4 protein-coding genes and 1 pseudogene are annotated in these 5,332 nt (G+C 71.8%); 3 read left to right on the top strand and 2 right to left on the bottom strand.

Features of this window, described 5'->3' with window-relative positions; genetic code table 11:
• From E1165_RS27765 to E1165_RS27755, 3 genes are all read left to right on the top strand, one after another.
• The coding region (locus tag E1165_RS27765) for a cellulase family glycosylhydrolase (RefSeq protein WP_132394659.1) at window positions 1-1,623 on the top strand (1,623 nt) is incomplete at its 5' end.
• Between the two features lie 361 nt (window positions 1,624-1,984).
• A complete protein-coding gene (locus E1165_RS27760; protein ID WP_256370697.1) occupies window positions 1,985-2,536 on the top strand; it encodes a dihydrofolate reductase family protein in 552 nt (183 codons plus the stop codon).
• A gap of 555 nt (window positions 2,537-3,091) precedes the next feature.
• A complete protein-coding gene (locus E1165_RS27755) occupies window positions 3,092-3,511 on the top strand; it encodes an SgcJ/EcaC family oxidoreductase (RefSeq protein ID WP_132394658.1) in 420 nt (139 codons plus the stop codon).
• Between the two features lie 524 nt (window positions 3,512-4,035).
• Here the strand turns inward: E1165_RS27755 and E1165_RS27750 are convergent.
• Both E1165_RS27750 and E1165_RS29285 read right to left on the bottom strand, forming a co-directional pair.
• Window positions 4,036-4,839, bottom strand: coding sequence for a TIGR03084 family metal-binding protein (locus E1165_RS27750; RefSeq protein ID WP_132394657.1), 804 nt, complete (start codon window positions 4,837-4,839; stop codon window positions 4,036-4,038).
• A 27-nt stretch (window positions 4,840-4,866) separates the two neighbouring features.
• Window positions 4,867-5,332, bottom strand: a pseudogene (locus E1165_RS29285) (hypothetical protein); the annotation flags it as partial.

Raw genomic sequence — 5,332 nt, 5'->3', positions numbered from 1 at the left:
ACCCCGCCCCCGACCACCCCGCCGCCGAGTGGCGACGCGATGGCGGCGGTTGCCGCGATGCAGCCCGGCTGGAACCTGGGCAACTCGCTCGACGCCGTCGGCGCCGACGAGACCGCCTGGGGCAACCCGCGGATCACCGAAGCGCTGCTGGACAACGTCAGGGCGCAGGGCTTCAAGAGCATCCGCATTCCGGTGACCTGGTCGGCGCACCTCGGCCAGGCGCCGGACTACACCATCGAGGCCGCCTACCTCAACCGGGTGAAGGAGGTGGTTGACTGGGCCCTCGCCGACGGGTTCTACGTGATGATCAACATCCATCACGACTCCTGGCAGTGGATCAACACCATGCCCACCGACCGCACCAACGTGCTGAACAAGTACAACGCGATCTGGACCCAGCTGTCGAACACGTTCCGCAACGCCTCGCCGAAGCTGGTCTTCGAGAGCGTCAACGAACCGCAGTTCGCCGACAGCTCCGGCGACGCCCAGAACGCCGCGCTGCTCCACGAGCTCAACACGTCCTTCCACCGGATCGTGCGAGCCTCCGGTGGTAACAACGCCAACCGGCTGCTGGTGCTGCCCACCCTGCACACCTCCTCCGAGCAGGCCCGGGTCGACGAACTGGTGACCACCTTCAACACCCTCAACGACCCGAACCTGATCGCGACCGTGCACTTCTACGGGTACTGGCCGTTCAGCGTCAACGTGGCCGGCGGCACCCGCTTCGACGCCACCGTCCAGAAGGACCTCACCGACTCCTTCGACCGGGTGTACAACTCCTTCGTCACCCGGCGCATCCCGGTCATCATCGGCGAGTACGGCCTGCTCGGCTTCGACCGGCACACCGGCACCATCGAGCAGGGCGAGAAGCTCAAGTTCTTCGAGTTCCTCGGCCACTACGCGCGTAGCCGCCAGCTGACCACCATGCTCTGGGACAACGGGCAGCACTTCGACCGGACCTCGTTCGTGTGGAAAGACCCGGAGCTGTTCGCCCAGATCAAGTCGAGCTGGACGACCCGCTCCGGCACCGCGTCGTCGGACCTGCTGTTCAACGCGAAGGCCACCGCCATCACCAGCAAGACCCTCACCTTGAACCTCAACGGCACGTCCTTCGTCGGGGTCCGGCAGGGCAACACCGACCTGGTCCGTGGCAGCGACTACACCGTCTCGGGCGACCAGCTCACCTTCACCGCCGCCGCGCTCACCCGGCTCACCGGCAACCGGGCGTACGGGGTCAACGCGACGCTGCACCTGCGTTTCTCGGCGGGCGTGCCCTGGCGGGTAAACGTGATCACCTATGACCGGCCGGTGCTGTCCAACGCCACCGGGACGACGGCTTCCTTCGCCATCCCCACCCAGTTCCGCGGCGACCAACTCGCCACCATGGAAGCCAAGTACGCCGACGGCAGCAACGCCGGCCCGCACGACTGGACGTCGTACAAGGAGTTCGACGTGACGTTCGCGCCGAACTACAGCACCAACCAGATCACCCTGACCTCGGCCTTCTTCGCCGACGTCGCCGACAACCGCCCGGTCACCCTCACCTTCCACTTCTGGAGCGGTGAGCAGGTCAGCTACCAGGTGACCAAGTCGGGTAGCACGGTCACCGGCGTCACCGGCTGACCAGCACCGGAAGCGGGTGCCGGCGCGGCCGGCACCCGCTTCCGCGCGTCCCCGGCCGTTCCGCGACGCGTCGGGGTGGCCATGCCGCCGTTGGAGGCCTGGCCGACCTCCGTCGCGATCGCCGACGGTACGCCGCCGAACGTGCGCGGCGGAGGCGAAGTCGTCGAGGCACTGGAAATCGACGTGAGTGGGTGACCAGGGCGAGCTCCACCGGATCGGTGGCCCGGGTAGCGGCCGCCGCCGCGACCGTCCCCCAGATTGCGCACCGTGCCCCGCCGGGGTGGCGGGGATGGCAGGGTCGGGTACGAACCCGGCCCGGCTCTCGGACGGGCACACCGAAACCCTGATGATGGAGGTACGAATGGGCAAGGTCGTGCTGGACATGACGATGTCGGTGAACGGGTGTGTCGCCGGCCCACACGACGAGCCCGAGGGGCTGCACGACTGGTTCTTCTCGCCCTCGGCGGAGAACCAGCGGGTGGTGGAGGAGCAGATGTCGACGATCGGGGCCATGGTGATGGGCCGGCGAACCTACGACATGGGCGCCAGCCAGGACGGCTTCGTGGAGAACCCGTTCGAGGTGGAGCACTTCATCGTGTCCCACGGCACGCCGGACGAGCCGGCGAAGGGCGAGACGACCTTCACCTTCGTGTCCGACGGGGTGGAGTCCGCGGTGCGCCGGGCGCGGGTGGCCGCGGGGGACCGGGACGTGGTCATCGGTGGCGGGGCCCAGATCTCCCAGCAGTGCCTGCGGGCGGGGCTGGTCGACGAGATCCGGGTGGCCGTCCGGCCGGTGCTCATCGACGGCGGCATCCGGCTCTTCGACAACCTGGGCGGCACGGTGACCCTGGAGAGCATCGGCGTCGTGCACACCCCCGAGGTGACGCACCTGCGGTTCAAGGTCGTCAGATAGCGGTGGCGTTCCGGCGCCGGCGGCCTCCGTGGCCGCCGGCGCCGTTCGCTGTCCGGCCCCAGCCACGCCGGTGGACCTGGCAGGTCGCGGGCCGCAATCCAGGAGATGCGTCAGCTCTTCCGGCTCGCGCAGGATGTGATGGTCCGCTACGGCCCCGGCCCCGAACACGCTCTACATCTGACCCACGGTGGTGGCGCCGGGATCCGCCGCCACCGTGCCGGCCGCGCCCGCGGGGCTCCCCGGGTGGGCGCGACCCCGGCGGCCAGGCGCCTCTCCGAACCCGGGGCGCCTGGTCCGCGTACCCGGCGACCTGGGCAGACGCGACGGGACCGCGCAACCTCGGAGATGAGCGGGCCCGGCCACCACCACAGAATGGGACTGGGCACGACGTCGAGCAGGCAGGGCCCGCGGTCACCCGACCCACCCCGTTGGTCACCACGCCGGTGCCGAACCGCGCTGCCACGACCCTCGCACCTCGGCCCACCGGCCGCCGCCGCCCGGGAACGCCGGAGGCGCACCTGACGGGCCACCCGACCCCAGGAAGGGAACAGACCCATGCCGAACAGCACCACGGTTTCGCTCAGCGCCGAGGACGAGGCGGCGGTGCGCGACGTGCCGCAGCGCATCATCGCCGCCTGGGCCGCGCACGACGCCGACGCCTTCGCCGCCACCTTCGCCGAGGACGGCAGCATGATCCTGCCCGGGCTCGCCCGGCACGGCCGGGAGGAGATCCGCGGCTTCATGGCGCAGGCCTTCGCCGGTCCGTACCAGGGCACCCGGGTCACCGGCACACCCACCGCGATGAAGGTGCTGGCCGACGACGTCGTCCTCGTCCTCACCGAGGGGGGCGTGCTGGCCCCGGGGCAGACCGAACTCTCCGCCGAGCGGGCGGTGCGGGCCAGCTGGCTGCTGGTCAAGCAGGAAGGACAGTGGCTGCTCACCGCTTACCAGAACTCCCCGGCGAACCCGGCCTGAGCGGACAGCTACCGGGCCGCCGGTGACGCCGAGCGGTCGACGGCCCGGTGACCTCGCGGTTCCCGGTCGGTCCGACCCCTCGGCGTACGGCATGGTGGCCCGGCTGTGGACCCTCCCCTGATCCGAGGTCCACCCGGCCCACATGACCACCTGCATGGCGCGCACCTGGCGGTGTCCCGGCCCCCGGGACACCGCCATTCGCGGCAGGCGGTCCCTGTCCGGGATCGATCGGCCCGGGACCGTGGGCTCACCCGGGCAGGTCGGGGCGGAGGCGGGCGGCCCCCGAGGTAGACGTGGGTGATCGCGGTGCGGGGCCGGACCGTGCTCACGTGTGCCAGCAGCCGGACACCGGCTCAGCGCACCCGGTACGGCTGTCTCCGGCGCACACGGCAACGGCACGTCGGTCAGGCCGAGCCGGCGGGCCGCCTCCGCCGGCAAGCAGCTGCCGACCTGGCGTCCGCCGACGCGGACGCCAGGTCGGCGTCGATGTCACGATCCAGGAGAAGCCGCCAGTCGGAACGCGGTCACCGGGACGCGTCGGCGAACTGGCCCGGTTCCCGGCCGGAGCCGGCCGGCCCACGGTAGGCCTGCGCGATGTCCAGCCAGCGGTCGGCCTCGTCGCCGACCGCCGTGAGCGCCAGGTCGGCGCGGTGGCGGCGGCGGGTCACCAGCAGGCAGAGGTCGACCGCCGGCCCGCTGATCCGCTCGGCGGAGTCGGCCGGGCCGAACGTCCACTGTGCCCCGGAGGGCGCGGTGATCTCGAAGCGCAGCTGCACCGGCGGCACGTCGAGGCCACGGGCCAGGTAACCGAAGTCCCAGGTACGCACGGCGAACCCGACCAGGTGCCGAATCCGGTCGGTTCGTTCGCGGCGTACCCCCAGCGCGTCGGCGATGTCCTGGCCGTGCCCGAACAACTCCATCATCCCGGCCGCCGCGAGGACGCCCGCCGGCAGCGGTCGGACCAGCCACGGGACGAGCTGGTCGGGGGCGACCGCGGCGAGCGCCTTCTCCACGCCGGCCCGCTCCTCCCGCCACCGGCTCAACAGCACGTCGGGCGGGTCGGCGAGGTAACCGGCGAGCGCGTGCTGGACGTTGGCGTCGAAGTCGGGGCTGAGTCGGGCGGTCACCTGCTGGAAGGCCTCCGGCTCGGCGACGGCCAGCGCGGCCAGCCGGAAGGTGGCGGCCAGGTGGGCCACCTGGTGGGCGATGGTCCAGCCGGGCGCCGGCGTGGGGCGTGCCCAGCTCTCGGCGTCCAGGTCGGCGAGCATCCGGTCGACGTCCTCGCCCTCGGCGGCGAGGTCGGTGTACACGTCGGGCTGTGCGGTCACGGGACGTCCTCTCGGGTTCGCGGATGATCAGCCGGGCGGTGGTGGATCCGTCCGGACGGGTGACCGAGCGGGGCCGGTCAGGTCGGCGGGCAGTCGGAACAGGGGCGGATCGGGCGGGTCGTCGGCGTCGCCGCGGGGTGGCCGGGTCACCAGCAGCATCGTCACCACGAAGGCCACCACGAGGGCGTTGACCACGAGCAGGACGGCGCTGACCGGGTCCACCCCGTGCCCGTGCGTCGACCCGACGGCCTCGGCCGCCTGGCGTTGCGCGTCGGTCAGCGGGGCGGGGGGCAGGCCGGTGCCGACGCTGAAGCGTCGCCAGCCGCTCAGCTCCCGGCCGTCGGTGAACCGCACGTGCCAGACGGTGGTGAAGTCACCGGGCCGGTCGATGACGACCTCGCGGGTCAGGGTGTGCCCCGACCGGGCGGGAGTGTCGGTGCCGCCGACCGGCTGTCCCTCGGCGTCCAGCACGGTCAGGTGTGATCCCTCGGCC

Source organism: Micromonospora sp. KC723 (assembly GCF_004348595.1).
Classification (GTDB): Bacteria; Actinomycetota; Actinomycetes; order Mycobacteriales; family Micromonosporaceae; genus Micromonospora.
The sequence above is the reverse complement of the archived record's forward strand: the minus strand, read 5'-3'. Positions and strand labels throughout refer to the sequence as shown.

Excerpts from the sequence above, each read along its gene's own strand:
- E1165_RS27760 (WP_256370697.1), top strand. The coding sequence starts at position 1,985 with ATGGGCAAGGTCGTGCTGGACATGACGATGTCGGTGAACGGGTGTGTC.
- E1165_RS27755 (WP_132394658.1), top strand. The coding sequence starts at position 3,092 with ATGCCGAACAGCACCACGGTTTCGCTCAGCGCCGAGGACGAGGCGGCG.